The following is a 17,106-nucleotide window of genomic DNA, read 5'->3' as shown; positions in this document are numbered from 1 at the left end:
GATGGATCCTCCTAGTGGCGGCCGCCTTCGAGATAGGCCGCGCGAACCTCTGGATTGGCGAGAAGGTCCTTGCCGGTGCCGCTCATCGTGACCACGCCATTGACCATGACGTAACCGCGCGTGGCGAGCTTCAGAGCGCCAAAAGCGTTCTGCTCGACAAGGAACACGGTCAGGCCCTGGGTACGATTGAGCTCGCGGATGGCGTCGAAGATCTGCTTGACGATCAGCGGCGCCAGACCAAGCGAAGGTTCATCGAGCAAAAGCAGCTTGGGCCGCGCCATCAGCGCCCGGCCGATCGACAGCATCTGCTGCTCGCCGCCCGAAAGCGTGCCGCCGCGCTGGGCGATGCGTTCCTTGAGCCTGGGGAACAGGGTGAACACCTTCTCGACGTCCTCATCGTAATATTTGAGGTTGTCGAGGCTTGCGCCCATCTGCAGGTTTTCCATCACCGTCATGCGCGGGAAGATGCGCCGCCCTTCCGGCGACTGCGCGATGCGCAGCCTGGCGATCTCGTGCGTCGGCAGGTCGGTAATGTCGGTACCGGCGAAAGTAATGGTGCCGCGGCGCGCCCTCGGCGTACCAAAGATGGTCATCATCAGCGTCGACTTGCCGGCGCCATTGGCGCCGATCAGAGCGACGATTTCGCCTTCGTTGACGGCAACATCGACGCCGCTCAGCGCACGGATGTTGCCGTAGTAGGTCTCGACACCCTTGATGTCGAGCAAAGCTCTTGCCGCCGTCACTTGCCACCTCCGCGCTTGGCTTTCGCCGGCTTGGCCGCTTCACGCGCCAGCGCCTTGGCCTGCCCCACCCAGTCTTCGCGCTCGATCCGGCCATCGAAGGCGAGATAGGCCTCCGCCGCCTCGATGTCAGACTTCTTCCATCCGGCCACCTGATCGAAATGGAAAATGCCGTGGTCGTTGAGCTTCTTCTCGTTCACCGGTCCGATGCCCTTGATCTGGATCAGCCGGTCCGCCACACCGCCGCGCGGAGCGGCAAGCACGTTGGCGATGGTCTTGGCGGCAGGGGCTTTGGCCGGTGCCTTGGTCGCAGTCGCAACCTTTGTTGCCGCAGCCTTCGCGGGTGTCACCGCTGCCTTCGCTGCGGGCTTGGCAGCCGCCACCTTGACCATGGGTGCCGGGGCTGGCTTGGCCGCCGCCTTCACCGCAGGCTTGTCAGTCGCCTTGACAGCCGGGGCCTTGGCGGCTGGTGCCTTCGACGCAGGCTTGTCAGCGAGCGCTTTGGCCACAGGCGCCTTGGCCGTTGATGCCTTCGACGCAGCCGGCTTGGCCGATGTTACGGTCTTTGGCGTCGCAACCGGCTTGATCGATTTCGCCTGAGCCTTGGGCGCTGCCACGGCCTTCACCGGTGCTTTGCCCGCCGCCGCTTTCGGCGCTGGGGTCGGCTTGGCAGCCGTTGCCGCCGCAGGTTTTGACGGTGCCGGTTTTGCCGCTGCTTTCAGAGCAGGCGCGGCGTTGGCTTTCGCCGGCACAGCCTTCGCGGTCACCGTCTTCGGTGCAGCCGCAGAGGGCTTAGCCGTCGCCTTGGCTGCCGGTTTCGCAGCCGGTGTCTTGGCAGGCTTTGCAGCGGCCTTTGGCGCGTCGGCTTTTACCACCGCCGGCTTGGCAGTGGCGGTCTTTGCCTTGGCAACTGATGCCACCGACGCCGCGCTCGTGGCAGGAATTTTCGGCTTGGCTGGAGCTTTTGCGACAGGAGCAGCCTTCGCCGGCTTGGGCGCGGCCATCAGCCCGGCGGCGGGAGCCGCGGCCGATTTCGCCTCGGTCGCCTTGGCCTTGGGTTTTGCAGTAGCCGCAGCCTCGGCAGCGGCGGCCACCGAACGGGCGGCATCGCGAGCTTCAACCTGTGCCGCCTTCGACGCACCCTTGGAAACGGTCACGACCTCGCCGTGTCCGTCGCTGTGGCCGATGGTGTCGCTGACCGGACCGGCCATCATCGAAGACGACGAGCCTGGGCCATGCGCCGGATCGGGCACGCCTTCAAGCTCTTCGATCACCTGTTCGTCGCCGACCTCGACGAGAACGGTGGCGACCTCCTCGTCGTCGACGCCGAGATAGGCGGCGATGACCTTCGGATCGGTCCTGACCGACATCGGGTCGCCGTCGGAGATCTTGCGGCCGTATTCGAGCACCACGACATGATCGGAGATCTGCATGACCACCGACATGTCGTGCTCGATGAGCAGGATCGACGTGCCGGTGTTGTTCTTGATGTCGATGAGCAACGTGTTGAGCGCCAGCGACTCTTTCGGATTGAGACCTGCCGCCGGTTCGTCGAGGCAAAGCAGCTCCGGCCCGGTGCACATGGCACGCGCGATCTCGAGCCGCCGCTGCGCACCGTAGGGAAGATCACCGGCCGGATCGTCGGCGCGGTCGATCAGTTCGGCCTTCTCCAGCCAGTGCTTGGCGATATCGACCGATTCAGCTGAAGCCTTGCGATAGCCACCGAGGCCGAGCAGGCCCAGGACAGTATAGCCCGAGGCCTTCATCAGCTTGTTGTGCTGCGCCACCAGCAGGTTTTCGAGCAGCGTCATGCCCGAAAACAGCCGGATGTTCTGGAAGGTACGCGCCACTTTGGCCTTGGCCGTGATCTGGAAGTCGGGCATGCGCTCGAGCAGGAACTCGCCGCCATCCTTGCCGTTGAACCGGATCATGCCTTCGGTCGGCTTGTAGAAGCCGGTGATGCAGTTGAAGACAGTGGTCTTACCGGCACCGTTCGGGCCGATCAGCGCGGTAATTTCGCCGCGCTTGGCTTCGAACGACAGATCGCCGATGGCAACAAGGCCGCCGAACTTCATCGACAGGTGTTCGACCTGCAGGATCGAATTGTTCATGGATGCGCTCGCGTTCATCAGCCGTGTCCTTCCTTGGTGAAGGAACTGGAGATGGCTTTTCGCTCATGAAGAAAGGCCGTGGGTTCTCGACTGCCGACGAAACCTCGCGGCTTCCACAGCATCACGATGACCATCGCCATGCCGAACAGCAGCATGCGGTAAAGCTCCGGCGTGAAGTCAGGTCCGAAGACGACCTTGAGGAATTCCATCTCGCGCAGGATTTCGGTGCCGCCGATCATCACCGCGGCAGCGACCGCGATGCCGACCAGCGAGCCCATGCCGCCGAGCACGACGATGGCAAGGATGATCGCCGATTCCAGGAAGACGAAGGATTCAGGCGAGACGAAACCCTGGCGCGCGGCGAAGAACGAGCCGGCGAAACCGCCGAACATCGCGCCCGTGGCGAAAGCCGTCAGCTTGGTCGTCGTCGTGTTGATGCCGAGCGAGCGGCAGGCGATCTCGTCTTCGCGCAGCGCTTCCCAGGCACGGCCGACAGGCATGCGACGCAGGCGGATGGTGACGAAGGCCGTCAGCAGCGCCAGGCCAAGGATGAGGTAGTAAAGGAAGATCTTGTAGTAGGCGCCGGACTGGGCGATGTCGAGCACCTTGGCGATGTAGTTCGGGTCGGAGACGTTGAACGACATCAGGCCAAAGAAGCTAACCTTCGGGATGCCGGAGATGCCGGCGGCGCCGTTGGTCACTTCGCGCCAGTTGATCAGCACCAGGCGGATGATTTCGCCGAAGGCCAGCGTGACGATGGCGAGATAATCGCCCCGAAGACGCAGCACCGGGAAGCCGAGCATGACGCCCCAGAAGGCTGCCATGATGCCGGCAACCGGCAACAGGATCCAGAACGACCAGCCGAGATGCGTCGCCAGCAGCGCGTAGGCATAGGCGCCAACGGCATAGAAGGCGACATAGCCAAGGTCGAGCAGGCCAGCGAGGCCGACGACGATGTTCAACCCCCAGGCCAGCATCACATAGATCAGGATCTGGATGCCGAAATTGTCGACCCATTTGAGCGAGCCCTGGAAGCCGGATGCCATCGAACCGTTGATGAGCGTCAGCACCAGCACGACGACGATCGGATAGGCGACCAGCACGCCGATGCCAAGCGCCGAGAAATGCGCGCTGATGAAGGTGCGGAAATAAAACAGCACCGATGCCAGGGCGTAGATGATCGCCAGCGCGCGGAAGAAGCGCATGTAGCCGGCGAGTGCTGGCCCGAATATCCCGTCAAGCGAACCGGCAAACACCAGCAGCGCAACGGCAATCACCAGTGCCGCGATGAAATAGGGCAGCCGGAAGAACCGGGTCGCCACGCTGTCAGGCAGAAGCCCGCTTGTGACGTTGACGATCTTCTGCCGCGCCATGAACGGCTGGGCGTAAGCGACGTAGAAGAAGCGTACGACCATCACCAGGCCAACGACGATGGCGAGCAGGCCCCAGCGTGGGACGAGGATCAGTTCGTTGGAGATGTTCTGGTCGGTCCTGAGACCGATGAACAGGAAGAAAAGGCCGAAGGAGATGGCGCCCCCGTAGAGCGCTTCCTTGAGGCCGCGCTGGATCGGGGTTGCGGTCTCGTCGCGCATGGCTTGTGCGATATTGGCCATTGTCTCAGACCTTCTCGACTTCGGGCCGGCCGAGGATGCCGGAGGGCAGGAAGATGAGCACGATGGCAAGGATCGAGAACGCCGCGACATCCTTGTAGTCGATCGAGAAGTAGGCCGACCACATGCTTTCGATGAAGCCGATCATCAGGCCGCCGAGCATGGCGCCGGGCAACGAGCCGATGCCGCCCAAAACGGCCGCCGTGAAGGCTTTGACCCCGGGCACGAAGCCGTCGGAGAACGCCACGACACCGTAATACATCAGGAACAGAGTGCCGGCGACGGCGGCCAGGGCGGCGCCCATGACGAAGGTGATGGAGATGGTGCGGTCGACGTCGATGCCGAGCAGCGCGGCCATCTTGCGATCCTGCTCGCACGCCCTTTGGGCGCGGCCAAGCGAGGTCTTGTTGACGAGATACCAGAACAGCGCCAGCAGCGAGACGGTGACGACGACGATGATGATCTGCTTCAGCGAGATCGAGATGCCGTTGACGTTGTAGACCGTCGAGACCATCGGCGGGATCGGCTTGTTGCGCGGACCTTGCGTCACCTGGACGAAGTTCGACAGCGCGATCGACATGCCGATTGCGGTGATCAACGGCGCGAGCCGGAACGACCCGCGTAACGGCCGATAGGCGACCTTTTCGATGGTCCAGTTGTAGAGGCTGGTCATCACCATCGCCACGACCATCATGACGAGCAGGAACAGCACGACATGGACCGAATAAAAGAGGCTGGTGAGGATCAGGAACACGATCAGCGCGACGAAGGCGCCGAGCATGAAAATGTCGCCATGGGCGAAATTGATCATGCCGATGATGCCATAGACCATCGTGTAGCCGATCGCGATGAGGCCATAGATAGACCCCAGCGTCAGCCCATTGACCATCTGCTGGACGAAATACTGCATATGGATGCGGCTCCCCTGGAATGTCGCGCTATGCGCGCATTCCTTTTGATATTTCCCCTAGTCCTAAAGTTTCGAGCCTGGATTGCAACGTGATTCTTCAACCCGTTGCCGCCTGCCGGACAGCGTTTTTCGCCGCCTCTGTTTTATGTTGTCCAAGCCCTGGACTATCGCGAAACCTATCATTGGCTCAACGCAATGTCTTTGCCGATTCCGGTGATTTTGCGCGCCAACTTCGAAGAATGTAGCGCCAAATTACGCAACCGCAACAATTCCTTGCGCCTCGCCGATGATCTCCTTCTCAAGAATGTCTAGACATATTGGCTGCTTCAACTCCCTGCCATACGACTAATTGACTATGAATCCATGCGCGAACGGATCGCGATCGTCGATGAAGATGGTGTTCAATCCGGTCATCCGCGCCCAGCCGCCGATCGAGGGAATGATCGCCTTTTTGCCGGCCACTTCGACCTCGCGTTCGACCCGTCCCTTAAACAGCGAACCGATGATCGATTCGTGCACGAAATCGTCGCCCACCTTGAGCTTGCCCTTGCCGTGAAGCTGCGCCATCCGCGCCGACGTTCCGGTGCCGCAGGGCGAGCGGTCGATTGCCTTGTCGCCATAGAACACGGCGTTGCGGGCGTGCGCTTCGGCATGCTTCGGCGCACCGGTCCACAGCATGTGCGACAGCCGGTTGATGCCGGGATTTTCGGGATGCACGAACTGGTACTTCTCGTTGAGCCGCTGCCGCACGACCGGGCTCCAGGCGATGAAATCGCCGGCGGTATGGTCCGCCATGTCGCGGTAGTTTTCCTGCGGCTCGACGATGGCGTAGAAATTGCCGCCATAAGCGACGTCGACCCTGATCTCGCCAAGCACCGGGCAGTCGACCGAAAGTCCTTCGGCATACAGGAAGGACGGCACATTGGTGATGCGCACTTCCTCGACATGATCGCCGACCTGCTTGTATTCGGCGATGACGAGACCTGCTGGCGTGTCGAGCCGCAGCGTGCCCGGCGTCTTCGGCTTGATCAGCCCGTGCTCGATCGCCATCGTCACCGTGCCGATGGTGCCATGGCCGCACATCGGCAGGCAACCCGACGTCTCGATGAACAGGATGGCGACATCGCAATCCTCACGCGTCGGCGGATAGAGAATCGAGCCCGACATCACGTCGTGGCCACGTGGCTCGAACATCAGCCCGGTGCGGATCCAGTCATACTCGGTGAGGAAATGCGCACGCCGTTCCATCATCGTCACGCCTTCGAGGCGGGGGCCGCCACCCGCCACCAGCCGCACCGGATTGCCGCAGGTGTGGCCGTCGATACAGAAGAAGGAATGGCGCGCCATGAAGGTACCTTGCGTCAGAAACGTTGTGCCGAAAAGGGGGTGAGGTCGAGAGCCGGCTTCTGGCCAAGCATGCGGTCGCGCACCAGCCGGCCGGTGGCGGCCGCCTGGGTCAGCCCGAGATGGCCGTGGCCAAAAGCATAGTGGACATTGGGATGGCTGCGCGAGCCGCCGATGACCGGCAGTGAGTCGGGCAGCGAGGGGCGGAAGCCCATCCATTCGCGCCCGCCGGAGGCGTCGAGGCCGGGCAGGAACTTTTGCGCCTTTTCCAGCATCGCCCTCGATCGGGCATAGTTCGGCGCGCGAGCCAGGCCGCCGAGCTCGACCGCGCCGCCGACCCGCAGGCCGGTGGCGAGCGGAGTGATGACGAAGCCGTGGCCGGAGAAGATCAGCTGCCGCTTGGCGTCGAAGGCGCTGCTCGGAAGCGTGGTGTTGTAGCCGCGCTCTGTTTCGAGCGGGATGACATCCCCAAGCTGGCGGGCAAGGTGATGCGACCAGGCGCCGGCTGCGATCAGTACCTGGCGCGCGAACAATGTGCGGCCTTGCTTGAGCTGGATCAGGATGCGGTCGCCAGCCAGCCTGAGAAGGCCGACCTCGCCCTTGACGAAGCCGGCGCCGCTGGCCTCGGCGTGGCGCCAGATCGCCTTGCCGAGATCCTTTGGATCAGAAACCGTCTTCCAGCCCGGCACGAAGGTGCCCCGCGTGAAGCGCTCGGCCAGCCCAGGCTGGTAGCCGGCAAGCTCGCGCTTTTCGAGATGCTGGTAGGCAATGCCGAAACGCTCGCGCGCCGCCCAGCTCGGCAGCGCCGCCTTGAACTCCGCCTCGCTCTCATACAGTTCCAGCGAACCGTCCTCGCGCAGCATCGAGCCCGTGCCCGAGCGCGCCATCAGCGCGGTCCATTCCTGCTCGGCGAGCTTCATCAGCCCGGTCTGCGCCGCAAGGCTCGCTTCGTAGTTGGCAGGCGCCCCGGCGCGCCAGAAGCGGAAAAGCCATGGCGCGAGTTTTGGCAGGTAGGCAGGCGGGATGCTGAGCGGGCCAAGCGGGTCGGCAAGCCATTTCGGCACGCTGCGCATCATGCCCTTGTGGGCGAGAGGCAGCACGTCGGAGAAAGCGAAAGCCCCGGCATTGCCGGAGCTGGTTTCCTCGCAGACGCCGGTGCGGTCAAAGACCGTCACCTTGCGCCCGGCTTCGGCGAGATAGGCAGCCGCCGCGATGCCGACTATGCCGGCACCGATGATGGCAATGTCGATCTCGTCGACTGCTGTGTTCATGCCACGCCTCCCCCGAAGCATTCTGCCCGATCAGAACGACGGCAGCTTGGGCCGGATTTCCAAGGCGTCCTTGATGATCTTTTCGACCGCGTTGCGACGCTCGCCCGACAATGGCTTGCGTGGCATGCGCACGCGGTCATTGGAGCCGATCGCCAGCACTTCCGCCAGCTTGATGTTCTGGACCAGATAGGTCGAGACGTCGAGATCGAGCAGGGGACGGAACCAGCGGTAGATGGCAAGTGCTTCTTCGCGCCGGCCCTGCTGCATCAGCTGATAGATGGCGACCGTCTCGCGCGGGAAGGCAACGACCAGACCGGCGACCCAGCCGATGGCACCGACCGACAGTGCCTCGAAGGCGAGGTTGTCGACGCCGGTGAACAGGTCATAGCGATTGCCCAGGCGATTGATGATCTCGGTCGAGCGACGGATGTCGTCGGACGATTCCTTGACCGCGACGAAGCGCCTGTCGGATGCCAGCTCCTCCATCTGGTCGACGGTGACGTCGACGCGATAGGCGAGCCGGTTGGAATAGATCATGACCGGCAGGTCGCCGGCTTCGGCGACGGCGCGCAGGGCGGCAACCGTCTCTTCCGCATTGGTATGATAGATCGGGCTCGGCACGACCATCAGGCCGGAGGCCCCTTCCTTGGCGGCGCGCTTGGCGATCGCCGCCGCCTCGCGGGTACCGGCTTCGTTGACCGTCAGCAGCACCGGCTTGCCGGCGGCGACCTTCTGGGCCGTCTTCAGCACTTCGATCTTCTCGTCATGCGAGAGCATCGGGCCTTCGCCGAGCGAGCCGGCGACGATCAGACCGTCGCATCCGGCCTCCATCTGCAGCGCAAAGCAGCGCTCCATTTCGGCATGGTCGAGGCGGTCGTCCGCCGTAAATTTGGTGGTTACTGCTGGGATGACTCCGGCCCACATGGTGCTTTCTCCATCTGATATATCAGTGATATATGACGAGGAGACCAACATTGTCAATCGGCAATCGTATCTGATATATCAAAAATATATCATCGCTCTTTCAAGAGATTCGGTCATGCAAGCTGAGAAACTGGAACCGGCTGCGACACGAGCCTATCACGAGCTCGAGCGGCTCATCGTGACCCTCGAACTTGCTCCCGGTACCATCGCCACCGAAGGGGCGCTGATCGACAGGCTCGGCCTCGGCCGCACGCCTGTGCGCGAGGCGATCCAGCGCCTGGCCTGGGAAGGACTGGTCGAAATCAGGCCGCGCGCCGGTCTGGCGATCGCGCCGCTGCATCCCGGCGACTGGCTGCGCGTGCTCGACGCGCGCCGCGGCATCGAAGTGGTGCTTGCCCGATCGGCGGCCCGTTTCGTCACCCGCGACGCAGCCAATCAATTCCACGCGGCCGCCTTGGCGATGCAAAAAGCCGTGCTGTCGGCCGACGTGCTCGGCTTCCTCGCAGCCGACAAGGCGCTCGACGAGGCGCTCGCGCTGGCCGCCGACAACGACTTCGCCGCCCGCCTCGCAGCCCCCCTGCAGACCCACAGCCGCCGCTTCTGGTTCCGCTACCAGCGCGACACCGGGCTCGCCGCGTCGGCCGAACATCATGTCGCGCTGATCCGCTCCATTCTCGAGCATGACGAAGACAGCGCCGCCCAGGAGGCCGAGCGGCTGATGGCGATGCTGCGCGCCCACGCCGAAGCCGCGGCGACGCGGTGAGCAGCTAGCCAGACGCCGGATTCAGTTCTCAAGCATGGCCGCAAGGAGCGGATGCGGACTGGCGGCGAACGGATTGACCACAGTCACCCCGCCCCAGGTGAAGCCATCCTGCATGTCCTCGGACAGCAGCAGGCGACAGCCGGCACTGGACGCGGCACAAAGTATGACAGCGTCCCAGATGCTCAATCGATGATCCGCCGCCAGATCGGCTGCCTTGAACATGACATCAGGCGTCGTATTGGCGACAGCGAACGTGTCACGCCATTGCAGGATCGCCTCACGCGCCTCGAGCGGGCTGCGATTGGCCTTGCGAACAAGCACGGTGAACAGCTCGCCGAGAACCTGGACCGGAATGACGGTCTCGTCTTGAGAAAGACGCGCAAGCAGGTCGAGCGCCATGGCTGCGCGGTTGGCGTCATTGACGCCTTCCGCATAGGCCAGAATGTTGGTGTCCAGCGCGAACCGCATCAATCGTCGTAAAGCTCTTCGCGCGACCAGTGCCCGGTGTCGGCCGGAACCTGCCGACGCAAGCGATCCAATAGAAGCTGCTTTGCAGCGCGCGCGGTTTGGCCGGGCTCGGTGGCAGGTACGACGCGAGCGACCGGCCGGCCATGACTGGTCACCACGAAGCTGTTGCCGTCGCGCACCTCCCGTAGCAGACGGGAAAACTCCCGGTTGGCATCAGCAGCCGAAATCATTTCGTCCATGCGACACACCATGTAGTTATTTACACTACTATAAGGCGATCAAATTTGTCGTTCAAGGCTCGGGGTCTTCTTCCGCCTTCGCATCCTCGCACAGCGGCAACTTGGCGAGCGCATCCTCCGAAAGCAGCTTTCTCAGGTTCACCGATGAAAGCCGGAAGTACTGTTCCTCGATCTTGCTGCGCATGTAGATCTCCGCTGACAGCGCCCCCGGATTGACCGCGCCGTCGCGGCAGCCGCCGGCGATCGTCACCGATATGCTGCCCTTGCCATCCTTTCTGCCAGTCGCCTTGAACGCGCGCGCCTTGGCCTGCGCCGCAGCCAGTCGGGCTCGATCGGCCGCAGCGACGCGGGCGACCTGGATTCGTTCGAAGGAAGGACTGGCCGAAACCCCCGGCGCATTTTCGCCCGCGACGATCTCCAGCGGCAGCTTCTCGTCGATCGGACCATAGGGCGCCGGTGCATCCATGACGAAATGCAGCACCACATCACCGGTGCGGAGCCTGAGCGGGATCGGCATGACGGCCGCAACGCTGATCTGTTCAGGCGCGATCTCCAGCGGACTAAGGCCAGCGAGCTTGGTCAGCGCCATCGGGTTGAGCGAGCCGCAGGCAGACAGCGCCAACAGGCCGGCCAGCGCCGCAATCGAACGTTTATGAATGGTCATGCTGCCTCCACATGGTTGTTTGACAGCGTTGACTTATTGTTTTACGATAATTTTTGCAAACAGAATTTGAAGAGGCTGGAAATGAAGGCTGCCCGCGAACGTGCCCGGCTGCTGAGCAGGCGGATGGACATGGTGATCTCGGCATTGATGGGCGTCGTCGCCCTGTTTGTCGTTTACGGCCTGTGGCTGGCGTGGTCCGACCCGACCTGGATCGGCAATTTCGTCATCGAAAAATTGGCGCTTCCAAGGCCGGCACAGCTGTCGGCTTCAACCATGCTGCTGCTGGCGACCGCATTTCTCGCTCAGGTGGGGCTGCTGCTCTGGGCGCTGCAGACGCTGCGGCGGGCGTTCCGCGAAATCGCCCTGCATGACATCGTCGGTGCTAAGAGCGCACGCTTGATGCGGCTCTCGGGCGTCGCCTTCCTTACCAATGCGATTGCGATGATCCTGGCCCCGCCACTGGTTTCATTGATCGTCAGCATCGACATGCCGGTCGGCCAGCGTTTCCTGGCGATCAGCTTCGGCACCCACGAACTGCTCACCGTGATCCTGTCAGGGATTTTGATCGTCTTCGGCCACCTGCTCTCCGTGGCCTCGGAGATCGATGACGACAACAAGCGGTTCGTCTGACATGCCGATCGTCGTCAATCTCGATGTGATGCTGGCGCGCCGCAAGATGCGCTCGAAGGAGCTCGCGGCCAAGGTCGGCATCACCGAACAGAACCTGTCGCTGCTCAAATCCGGCAAGGTGCGCGGCGTGCGCTTCTCGACGCTGGCGCGAATCTGCGCCGAGCTCGATTGCCAGCCTGGCGACTTGCTCGAATACCAGGCTGGACCGGAAGAAGAGGACGAAACGTAAAATGGGCGCCCAAGGGCGCCCGCTTCATTCTTCAGTCTCGGGAGATGGATCAGTTCATCGTCGGAATGACGAACTCGGCACCGTCCTTGACGCCCGGCCGCACGACCGCAGCCGCATCGCGGCGAGGACGTGCAAACCGGGTACCCGTCGGGCCTAGTTCATCGTCGGAATGACGAACTCGGCACCATCCTTGACGCCCGGCCGCACGACCGCAGCCGCAGCGCGGCGAGGACGTGCAAACCGGGTACCCGTCGGGCCTAGTTCATCGTCGGAATGACGAACTCGGCACCGTCCTTGACGCCCGACGGCCAGCGCGAGGTCACCGTCTTGGTCTTGGTGTAGAAGCGGAACGCATCCGGACCGTGCTGGTTCAGGTCGCCGAAGGACGAAGCCTTCCAGCCACCGAAGGTGTAGTAGGCGATCGGAACCGGGATCGGCACGTTGATACCGACCATGCCGACCTGGACACGCGAAGCGAAATCGCGAGCCGCATCGCCGTCGCGGGTGAAGATGGCAACACCGTTGCCCATCTCGTGGTCGTTGGCGAGCTTGATGGCGTTTTCGTAGTTCGGAGCGCGAACAACCGACAGCACCGGCCCGAAGATCTCTTCCTTGTAGATGCGCATGTCTGCAGTGACGTTGTCGAACAGGCAGCCGCCCATGTAGAAGCCGTTCTCGTAGCCCTGCATCTTGAAGCCGCGGCCGTCGACGACGAGCTTTGCGCCTTCCTTCACGCCGATGTCGACGTAACCCTTGATGCGCTCGAGCGCCTCGCGCGTCACCACCGGACCGAAATCGGCCGAGGAGTCGGTCGAAGGACCAACCTTCAGGCTTTCGACGCGCGGGATCAGCTTTTCCATCAGACGCTCGGCAGTGTCGTGACCGACCGGCACGGCAACGGAGATCGCCATGCAGCGCTCGCCGGCCGAGCCGTAGCCGGCGCCGATCAGCGCGTCGACGGTCTGGTCCATGTCCGCGTCGGGCATGATGATCATGTGGTTCTTGGCACCGCCGAAGCACTGCACGCGCTTGCCGTTGGCGCAGCCACGGCTGTAAATGTACTGGGCGATCGGCGTCGAGCCGACGAAGCCGACGGCCTTGATGTCGGGATCGTCGAGGATCGCGTCGACAACGGTCTTGTCGCCGTTGACGACGTTGAGAATGCCCGCCGGAAGGCCCGCTTCGAGGAACAGTTCGGCGATGCGCATCGGCACGCCCGGATCGCGTTCGGACGGCTTCAGGATGAAGGCGTTGCCGCAGGCGATGGCCGGGGCGATCTTCCACAGCGGGATCATCGCCGGGAAGTTGAACGGGGTGATGCCGGCGACGACGCCGAGCGCCTGGCGCATCGAATAGACGTCGATGCCGGGGCCTGCGCCGTCGGTGAACTCACCCTTCATCATGTGCGGGGCACCGATGCAGACTTCGACGACTTCTAGGCCGCGCTGGATGTCGCCCTTGGCGTCGGCGATGGTCTTGCCGTGCTCGCGCGCCAGCAGTTCGGCCAGCGAGTCATATTCCTTGTTGACCAGTTCGAGGAAACGCATCAGCACGCGGACGCGGCGCTGCGGGTTGGTGGCGGCCCATGCCGGCTGCGCTGCCTTGGCGTTTTCGACAGCGGCGCGCAGTTCCTGCGCCGAGGCAAGCGCCACGGTGGCACGCACCGAGCCGTCCATCGGCTGCAGAACGTCCTGCTTGCGTCCGCTGGTGCCAGCGACATGCTTGCCGCCGATGAAATGACCGTAATCGACCATCGTCTCTCTCCCAGTTACTTGTTGATGGCTCATTGTCCCGCTTAACGCGCGCATATGCAACGCGAGGGCGAACGCAACCGTTGTGCAGAAAATAAACACCGAGAGGAGCTTGAATGCGATTTCATGCATAGTAGGGTGCGGTCGGACAGCGCCAGGTCTGGCGCGAGGGATGGAGGCCTTCGATGAACTGGGATGACGTCCGTATCTTCCTCGCCGTGGCCCGCACCGGCCAGATCCTCGGCGCGGCGCGTCGACTGGAGCTCAATCACGCAACGGTTTCGCGGCGCGTCGCAGCACTCGAAGAGGCGTTGAAGACAAAACTCTTCCGGCGTCTGACCACCGGCAGCGAACTGACGCCCACTGGCGAACGCTTCCTCGAAGTCGCCGAGCGCATGGAAGCCGACATGCTGACCGCACGCGCCGAGATATCGGGCGAAGGCGACGAGGTCTCGGGCACCGTGCGCATCGGCGCGCCCGACGGTTTTGGCGTTGCCTTCCTGGCGCAACGCTTGGGGACTTTGACCGCCCAGCACGCCGACCTGCGCATCCAGCTTGTCCCGGTTCCCCGGACATTTTCGCTGTCGCGGCGCGAGGCCGACATCGCCATCACCACCGAACGGCCGAGCGAAGGCCGGCTGGTGGCGGCAAAACTGGTCGACTACTCGCTCGGCCTGTTTGCCTCGCGCGCTTATGCCGAGGAGCATGGCCTGCCCACAGCGCGCGCGGAACTGTCCGGCCATCGCCTGATCGGCTACGTGCCCGACCTCGTGGTCAGCCCCTCGCTCGACTATGCCGCCGAGTTCAGCCCTTCGTGGGAATCGGCCTTTTCGATCTCGTCCGCGCTCGGCCAGGTCGAGGCGGTGCGCTCGGGTGCCGGCATCGGCATCCTGCACACCTTCATTGCCCGCACGATTTCAGAAATCGTGCCGGTGACGGCGATCGCGCCGATCCGCCGCGCCTACTGGCTGGTCTATCACGAGTCCGTCCGGCCGCTGCGCCGTATCCAGACGGTGGCCGGCTTCATCACCAAGTCGGTGGAACGCGAACGGGCGCTGTTCATCTGACCCTTCCGACAATCTCGCACATCCGCTAACATCGGCCGTCCCAAGTGAGGAAACGGATTTGCTGCCCCGCCCCTACGCAGAATTGCTGCGCAAGGCCCGGCGCGCCACGCGACGCGCCGACGAGGCCGAAGACTTGCTGCAGACAGTGCTTGTCGCGGCGGTCGAAGCGGGGCGCACCGACCTGTCGAAGGTCGAGAACCGGCGCTGGTTGGAAGGCGCGTTGCGCCGCCGCGCCGCTTTCGACGCGCGTTCGGCAGTGCGGCGGAAAAGGCGTGAAGCGCCATTCGCTGTCGGCAGCTGCGAGCCAACGCCGCATGAAGCCGCGCCGGTCAGGTTCGTTGCAACTTTGCCGCCTAGCCTGCGCACGACGACGCTGCTTGCCCTGACCGGCCACACGCGACAGGAAATCGCCTGGCTGCAGCGCCTCGCCGATCCGGCCCTTCGTCAGCGTATCACCGAGATCCGGCGGCGCTGGCTGGCGTTTGGCGGCGATCCCGTTGGAGAAATTCCGGGGCTATCAGGCACACTTGCCTTCGGCAGCATCAGGCGCTCCCTGCTCACATTGGCCAGGCAGCCGGGCGCCCTGCTCGCCAGTCATGATCCCGACGGGCATCTTTTTGTCATCGGCACCTCACAAAACCCGGCCGCACGGCAACCTGGCAGACGTGCAACCGAAATCACGGAGTGACCCCATGTTCAGCAAAAGCAAGCTTGGCAACATCTGCTACTACGTCTCGGACATCGACAGGACCGAAGCGTTCTATCGCGACGTCATGGGCCTCGACATCCAGCGCATGGAAGGCGACGAGGACACCGGCGGCGACTGGCTCATCGCCAACACCGTAAACGGCGTCGACCTGATCTTCTTCGCAATGGAATCCCGGCCCGGCAACTCGCCCATCATCGTTTTCGAGATCGCCGATGGCGGCATCGACGACATCGTGTCGACGCTAGCCGACAAGGGCGTGACCATCGTCACCCCGGTGAGTCATGCACCGGAGGGCTGGTCGTCCGAATTCGCCGATCCCGACGGCCACGTCATCTCGATCTACCAGTCGGCGCAAGCGCCGCGCTCGCTGAAGAAGGTGGCCTGACCTCAACCTCAAAAGCGCTCGGGACCAAGCCCGCTGATATCGATCTCCGGCTCACGGCCGGAGATCATGTCGGCCAGGATTTTCCCGGAGCCGCAGGCCATGGTCCAGCCGAGCATGCCGTGCCCGGTGTTGATGAACAGGTTCGGCAATTTCGTCCTGCCCAATATTGGTGGGCCATCTGGTGTCATCGGCCGCAAGCCGCACCAGAAACGGGCCTCGCGCAGATTGCCGGCACCCGGAAACAGTTCGCGCAGCGCCTGCTCGAGTGGGGCGCGGCGCGATTCGTGCAGGGTCAGGTCGAAGCCCGACATCTCGATGGTGCCGCCGATACGGATATGGTCGCCGAGCCGGGTGATGGCAACCTTGCTGGCATCGTCGATGACGGTCGACACAGGCGCGGCATCTATGTCGGCGATCGGCACGGTCAGCGAATAGCCCTTCAGTGGATAGAGCGGCACACGCTGGTGCAGTTTGCGCATGAAGCGTTCGGAATAGCTGCCAGCCGCCAGAACGAAAGCGTCGGCTTCTCCGGGACCGTCGGCTGTGATGCGTTGGACTTTTCCACCCCAGGCATCGATCGAGTAGACCTTCTGGCCGAATTTGAACACGACACCTCGCTCGACGCAGAGCTCGGTCAGCCGCTCGGCGAACAACCGGCAGTCGCCGGTCTCGTCATCGGGCAGGCGCAGGCCGCCAGTGATGTCGTGGCGCGCTGCCGCAAGGCCAGGCTCCGCCTCGATGCAGCCCGCCGCATCAAGGATTTCGTAAGGCACCTCCAACCTGTCGAGCACCGCAACATCGGATGCGATGCCGTCGAGTTGTTCCTGGGTTCGAAACAGCTGCAAGGTGCCGTGGCTGAGGTCGTCATAGGCAATGTCGGTGCCCTCGCGCAGCACGCGCAACATGTCGCGGCTGTATTCGGCGAGCGGCACCATCAGTGCCTTGTTCGCCTGATATCGCTCGGCCGTGCAGTTGCGCAGCATCCGGGCCAGCCACATCCACATCTTGGGATCGAATTTCGGCCGGAAGGAAAATGGCCCATCCTTCATGGCGAGCCATTTCAGCGCCTTGAGCGGCACGCCTGGTGCCGCCAGCGGCGCGGCGCAGCCGGAGGAAATCTCGCCTGAATTGGCATAGCTGGCCTCTTGCGCCGGTCCCTTCTGGCGGTCGTAGACGACGACCTCGTGGCCGGCTTCGGCAAGATAATAGGCGGTCGTCACCCCGATGATGCCGCCGCCGAGGACTATGACCTTCATTGCGCCCCCAGATGCACGCCCCAGACTATGGCGCA

At 63.3% G+C, this 17,106-nt stretch carries 18 protein-coding genes and 1 pseudogene; 6 read left to right on the top strand and 13 right to left on the bottom strand.

Annotation, left to right across the window (positions count from 1 at the left end; translation table 11 throughout):
* Nucleotides 1-11: 11 nt before the first annotated feature.
* The 8 genes and pseudogenes from IHE39_RS10505 to IHE39_RS10470 form a co-directional block, all read right to left on the bottom strand.
* The gene (locus IHE39_RS10505; protein WP_184768004.1) at nt 12-743 is read right to left on the bottom strand and encodes an ABC transporter ATP-binding protein; all 732 of its coding nucleotides are present in this window, start codon (nt 741-743) and stop codon (nt 12-14) included.
* Entirely contained in the window at nt 740-1,744 is a 1,005-nt protein-coding gene (locus IHE39_RS31265) for a helix-hairpin-helix domain-containing protein (protein WP_491844515.1), read from the bottom strand. The genes IHE39_RS10505 and IHE39_RS31265 overlap by 4 nt, the downstream gene beginning before the upstream one ends.
* A 234-nt stretch (nt 1,745-1,978) precedes the next feature.
* A pseudogene (locus IHE39_RS31235) lies at nt 1,979-2,869 on the bottom strand (ABC transporter ATP-binding protein); the annotation flags it as partial.
* Nucleotides 2,869-4,464 carry a high-affinity branched-chain amino acid ABC transporter permease LivM gene (gene livM / locus IHE39_RS10490; protein WP_192566412.1) on the bottom strand — a complete coding sequence of 532 codons (1,596 nt, stop codon included), beginning with the start codon at nt 4,462-4,464 and terminating at the stop codon, nt 2,869-2,871. The gene livM and the pseudogene IHE39_RS31235, both read right to left, overlap by 1 nt.
* A gap of 4 nt (nt 4,465-4,468) precedes the next feature.
* Nucleotides 4,469-5,371: a branched-chain amino acid ABC transporter permease gene (locus IHE39_RS10485; protein ID WP_184768006.1), complete on the bottom strand. Its 903-nt coding sequence runs from the start codon at nt 5,369-5,371 to the stop codon at nt 4,469-4,471.
* A gap of 345 nt (nt 5,372-5,716) precedes the next feature.
* Nucleotides 5,717-6,718, bottom strand: coding sequence for a 4-hydroxyproline epimerase (locus tag IHE39_RS10480; protein ID WP_184768007.1), 1,002 nt, complete (start codon nt 6,716-6,718; stop codon nt 5,717-5,719).
* A 14-nt stretch (nt 6,719-6,732) separates the two neighbouring features.
* Nucleotides 6,733-7,986 carry an NAD(P)/FAD-dependent oxidoreductase gene (locus IHE39_RS10475; RefSeq protein ID WP_192566411.1) on the bottom strand — a complete coding sequence of 418 codons (1,254 nt, stop codon included), beginning with the start codon at nt 7,984-7,986 and terminating at the stop codon, nt 6,733-6,735.
* A 30-nt stretch (nt 7,987-8,016) separates the two neighbouring features.
* Entirely contained in the window at nt 8,017-8,910 is an 894-nt protein-coding gene (locus IHE39_RS10470; protein ID WP_184768009.1) for a dihydrodipicolinate synthase family protein, read from the bottom strand.
* A gap of 115 nt (nt 8,911-9,025) precedes the next feature.
* On the opposite strand from IHE39_RS10470, the gene IHE39_RS10465 reads away from it, so the two are divergent.
* On the top strand, nt 9,026-9,673 hold the full coding sequence (locus tag IHE39_RS10465; RefSeq protein WP_192566410.1) for a GntR family transcriptional regulator: 648 nt from the start codon (nt 9,026-9,028) through the stop codon (nt 9,671-9,673).
* Nucleotides 9,674-9,694: 21 nt separating this feature from the next.
* On the opposite strand, the gene IHE39_RS10460 is transcribed toward IHE39_RS10465, so the two are convergent.
* From IHE39_RS10460 to IHE39_RS10450, 3 genes are read right to left on the bottom strand one after another with little or no spacing between them, the layout of a single operon-like run.
* Nucleotides 9,695-10,141, bottom strand: a complete 447-nt coding sequence (locus IHE39_RS10460) for a PIN domain-containing protein (RefSeq protein ID WP_192566409.1) — start codon at nt 10,139-10,141, stop codon at nt 9,695-9,697.
* A complete protein-coding gene (locus IHE39_RS10455; RefSeq protein WP_192566408.1) occupies nt 10,141-10,380 on the bottom strand; it encodes a type II toxin-antitoxin system Phd/YefM family antitoxin in 240 nt (79 codons plus the stop codon). Before IHE39_RS10455 ends, IHE39_RS10460 begins: the two co-directional genes overlap by 1 nt.
* A gap of 52 nt (nt 10,381-10,432) precedes the next feature.
* Nucleotides 10,433-11,044, bottom strand: coding sequence for a hypothetical protein (locus IHE39_RS10450; RefSeq protein WP_192566407.1), 612 nt, complete (start codon nt 11,042-11,044; stop codon nt 10,433-10,435).
* Between IHE39_RS10450 and IHE39_RS10445 the strand changes: the two genes are divergently transcribed.
* Both IHE39_RS10445 and IHE39_RS10440 read left to right on the top strand, forming a co-directional pair.
* Nucleotides 11,033-11,674, top strand: coding sequence for a hypothetical protein (locus IHE39_RS10445; RefSeq protein ID WP_184768014.1), 642 nt, complete (start codon nt 11,033-11,035; stop codon nt 11,672-11,674). The genes IHE39_RS10450 and IHE39_RS10445 overlap by 12 nt on opposite strands.
* A gap of 1 nt (nt 11,675) precedes the next feature.
* Nucleotides 11,676-11,903 carry a helix-turn-helix domain-containing protein gene (locus tag IHE39_RS10440; RefSeq protein WP_184768581.1) on the top strand — a complete coding sequence of 76 codons (228 nt, stop codon included), beginning with the start codon at nt 11,676-11,678 and terminating at the stop codon, nt 11,901-11,903.
* Between the two features lie 257 nt (nt 11,904-12,160).
* Here the strand turns inward: IHE39_RS10440 and IHE39_RS10435 are convergent, their stop codons facing one another.
* Nucleotides 12,161-13,657, bottom strand: coding sequence for a CoA-acylating methylmalonate-semialdehyde dehydrogenase (locus tag IHE39_RS10435; protein ID WP_184768015.1), 1,497 nt, complete (start codon nt 13,655-13,657; stop codon nt 12,161-12,163).
* A gap of 182 nt (nt 13,658-13,839) precedes the next feature.
* On the opposite strand from IHE39_RS10435, the gene IHE39_RS10430 reads away from it, so the two are divergent.
* The 3 genes from IHE39_RS10430 to IHE39_RS10420 are packed head-to-tail and all read left to right on the top strand — an operon-like array spanning nt 13,840 to nt 15,815.
* On the top strand, nt 13,840-14,721 hold the full coding sequence (locus IHE39_RS10430) for a LysR family transcriptional regulator (RefSeq protein WP_184768016.1): 882 nt from the start codon (nt 13,840-13,842) through the stop codon (nt 14,719-14,721).
* A 58-nt stretch (nt 14,722-14,779) separates the two neighbouring features.
* Complete coding sequence (locus IHE39_RS10425; RefSeq protein ID WP_192566406.1) at nt 14,780-15,409, top strand: transcriptional regulator; 630 nt, start codon at nt 14,780-14,782, stop codon at nt 15,407-15,409.
* Between the two features lie 4 nt (nt 15,410-15,413).
* On the top strand, nt 15,414-15,815 hold the full coding sequence (locus tag IHE39_RS10420) for a VOC family protein (RefSeq protein ID WP_184768018.1): 402 nt from the start codon (nt 15,414-15,416) through the stop codon (nt 15,813-15,815).
* Between the two features lie 8 nt (nt 15,816-15,823).
* Here the strand turns inward: IHE39_RS10420 and IHE39_RS10415 are convergent, their stop codons facing one another.
* Complete coding sequence (locus IHE39_RS10415) at nt 15,824-17,071, bottom strand: D-amino acid dehydrogenase (protein WP_192566405.1); 1,248 nt, start codon at nt 17,069-17,071, stop codon at nt 15,824-15,826.
* Nucleotides 17,072-17,106 lie beyond the last annotated feature (35 nt).

This window comes from Aminobacter carboxidus (genome assembly GCF_014863355.1).
GTDB lineage: Bacteria > Pseudomonadota > Alphaproteobacteria > Rhizobiales > Rhizobiaceae > Aminobacter > Aminobacter carboxidus.
The sequence above is the reverse complement of the archived record's forward strand: the minus strand, read 5'-3'. Positions and strand labels throughout refer to the sequence as shown.

Excerpts from the sequence above, each read along its gene's own strand:
- IHE39_RS31265 (WP_491844515.1), bottom strand. The coding sequence starts at position 1,744 with ATGGCCGCGCCCAAGCCGGCGAAGGCTGCTCCTGTCGCAAAAGCTCCA.
- livM (WP_192566412.1), bottom strand. The coding sequence starts at position 4,464 with ATGGCCAATATCGCACAAGCCATGCGCGACGAGACCGCAACCCCGATC.
- IHE39_RS10485 (WP_184768006.1), bottom strand. The coding sequence starts at position 5,371 with ATGCAGTATTTCGTCCAGCAGATGGTCAATGGGCTGACGCTGGGGTCT.
- IHE39_RS10480 (WP_184768007.1), bottom strand. The coding sequence starts at position 6,718 with ATGGCGCGCCATTCCTTCTTCTGTATCGACGGCCACACCTGCGGCAAT.
- IHE39_RS10475 (WP_192566411.1), bottom strand. The coding sequence starts at position 7,986 with ATGAACACAGCAGTCGACGAGATCGACATTGCCATCATCGGTGCCGGC.
- IHE39_RS10470 (WP_184768009.1), bottom strand. The coding sequence starts at position 8,910 with ATGTGGGCCGGAGTCATCCCAGCAGTAACCACCAAATTTACGGCGGAC.
- IHE39_RS10465 (WP_192566410.1), top strand. The coding sequence starts at position 9,026 with ATGCAAGCTGAGAAACTGGAACCGGCTGCGACACGAGCCTATCACGAG.
- IHE39_RS10460 (WP_192566409.1), bottom strand. The coding sequence starts at position 10,141 with ATGCGGTTCGCGCTGGACACCAACATTCTGGCCTATGCGGAAGGCGTC.
- IHE39_RS10455 (WP_192566408.1), bottom strand. The coding sequence starts at position 10,380 with ATGGACGAAATGATTTCGGCTGCTGATGCCAACCGGGAGTTTTCCCGT.
- IHE39_RS10445 (WP_184768014.1), top strand. The coding sequence starts at position 11,033 with ATGAATGGTCATGCTGCCTCCACATGGTTGTTTGACAGCGTTGACTTA.
- IHE39_RS10450 (WP_192566407.1), bottom strand. The coding sequence starts at position 11,044 with ATGACCATTCATAAACGTTCGATTGCGGCGCTGGCCGGCCTGTTGGCG.
- IHE39_RS10440 (WP_184768581.1), top strand. The coding sequence starts at position 11,676 with ATGCCGATCGTCGTCAATCTCGATGTGATGCTGGCGCGCCGCAAGATG.
- IHE39_RS10435 (WP_184768015.1), bottom strand. The coding sequence starts at position 13,657 with ATGGTCGATTACGGTCATTTCATCGGCGGCAAGCATGTCGCTGGCACC.
- IHE39_RS10430 (WP_184768016.1), top strand. The coding sequence starts at position 13,840 with ATGAACTGGGATGACGTCCGTATCTTCCTCGCCGTGGCCCGCACCGGC.
- IHE39_RS10420 (WP_184768018.1), top strand. The coding sequence starts at position 15,414 with ATGTTCAGCAAAAGCAAGCTTGGCAACATCTGCTACTACGTCTCGGAC.
- IHE39_RS10415 (WP_192566405.1), bottom strand. The coding sequence starts at position 17,071 with ATGAAGGTCATAGTCCTCGGCGGCGGCATCATCGGGGTGACGACCGCC.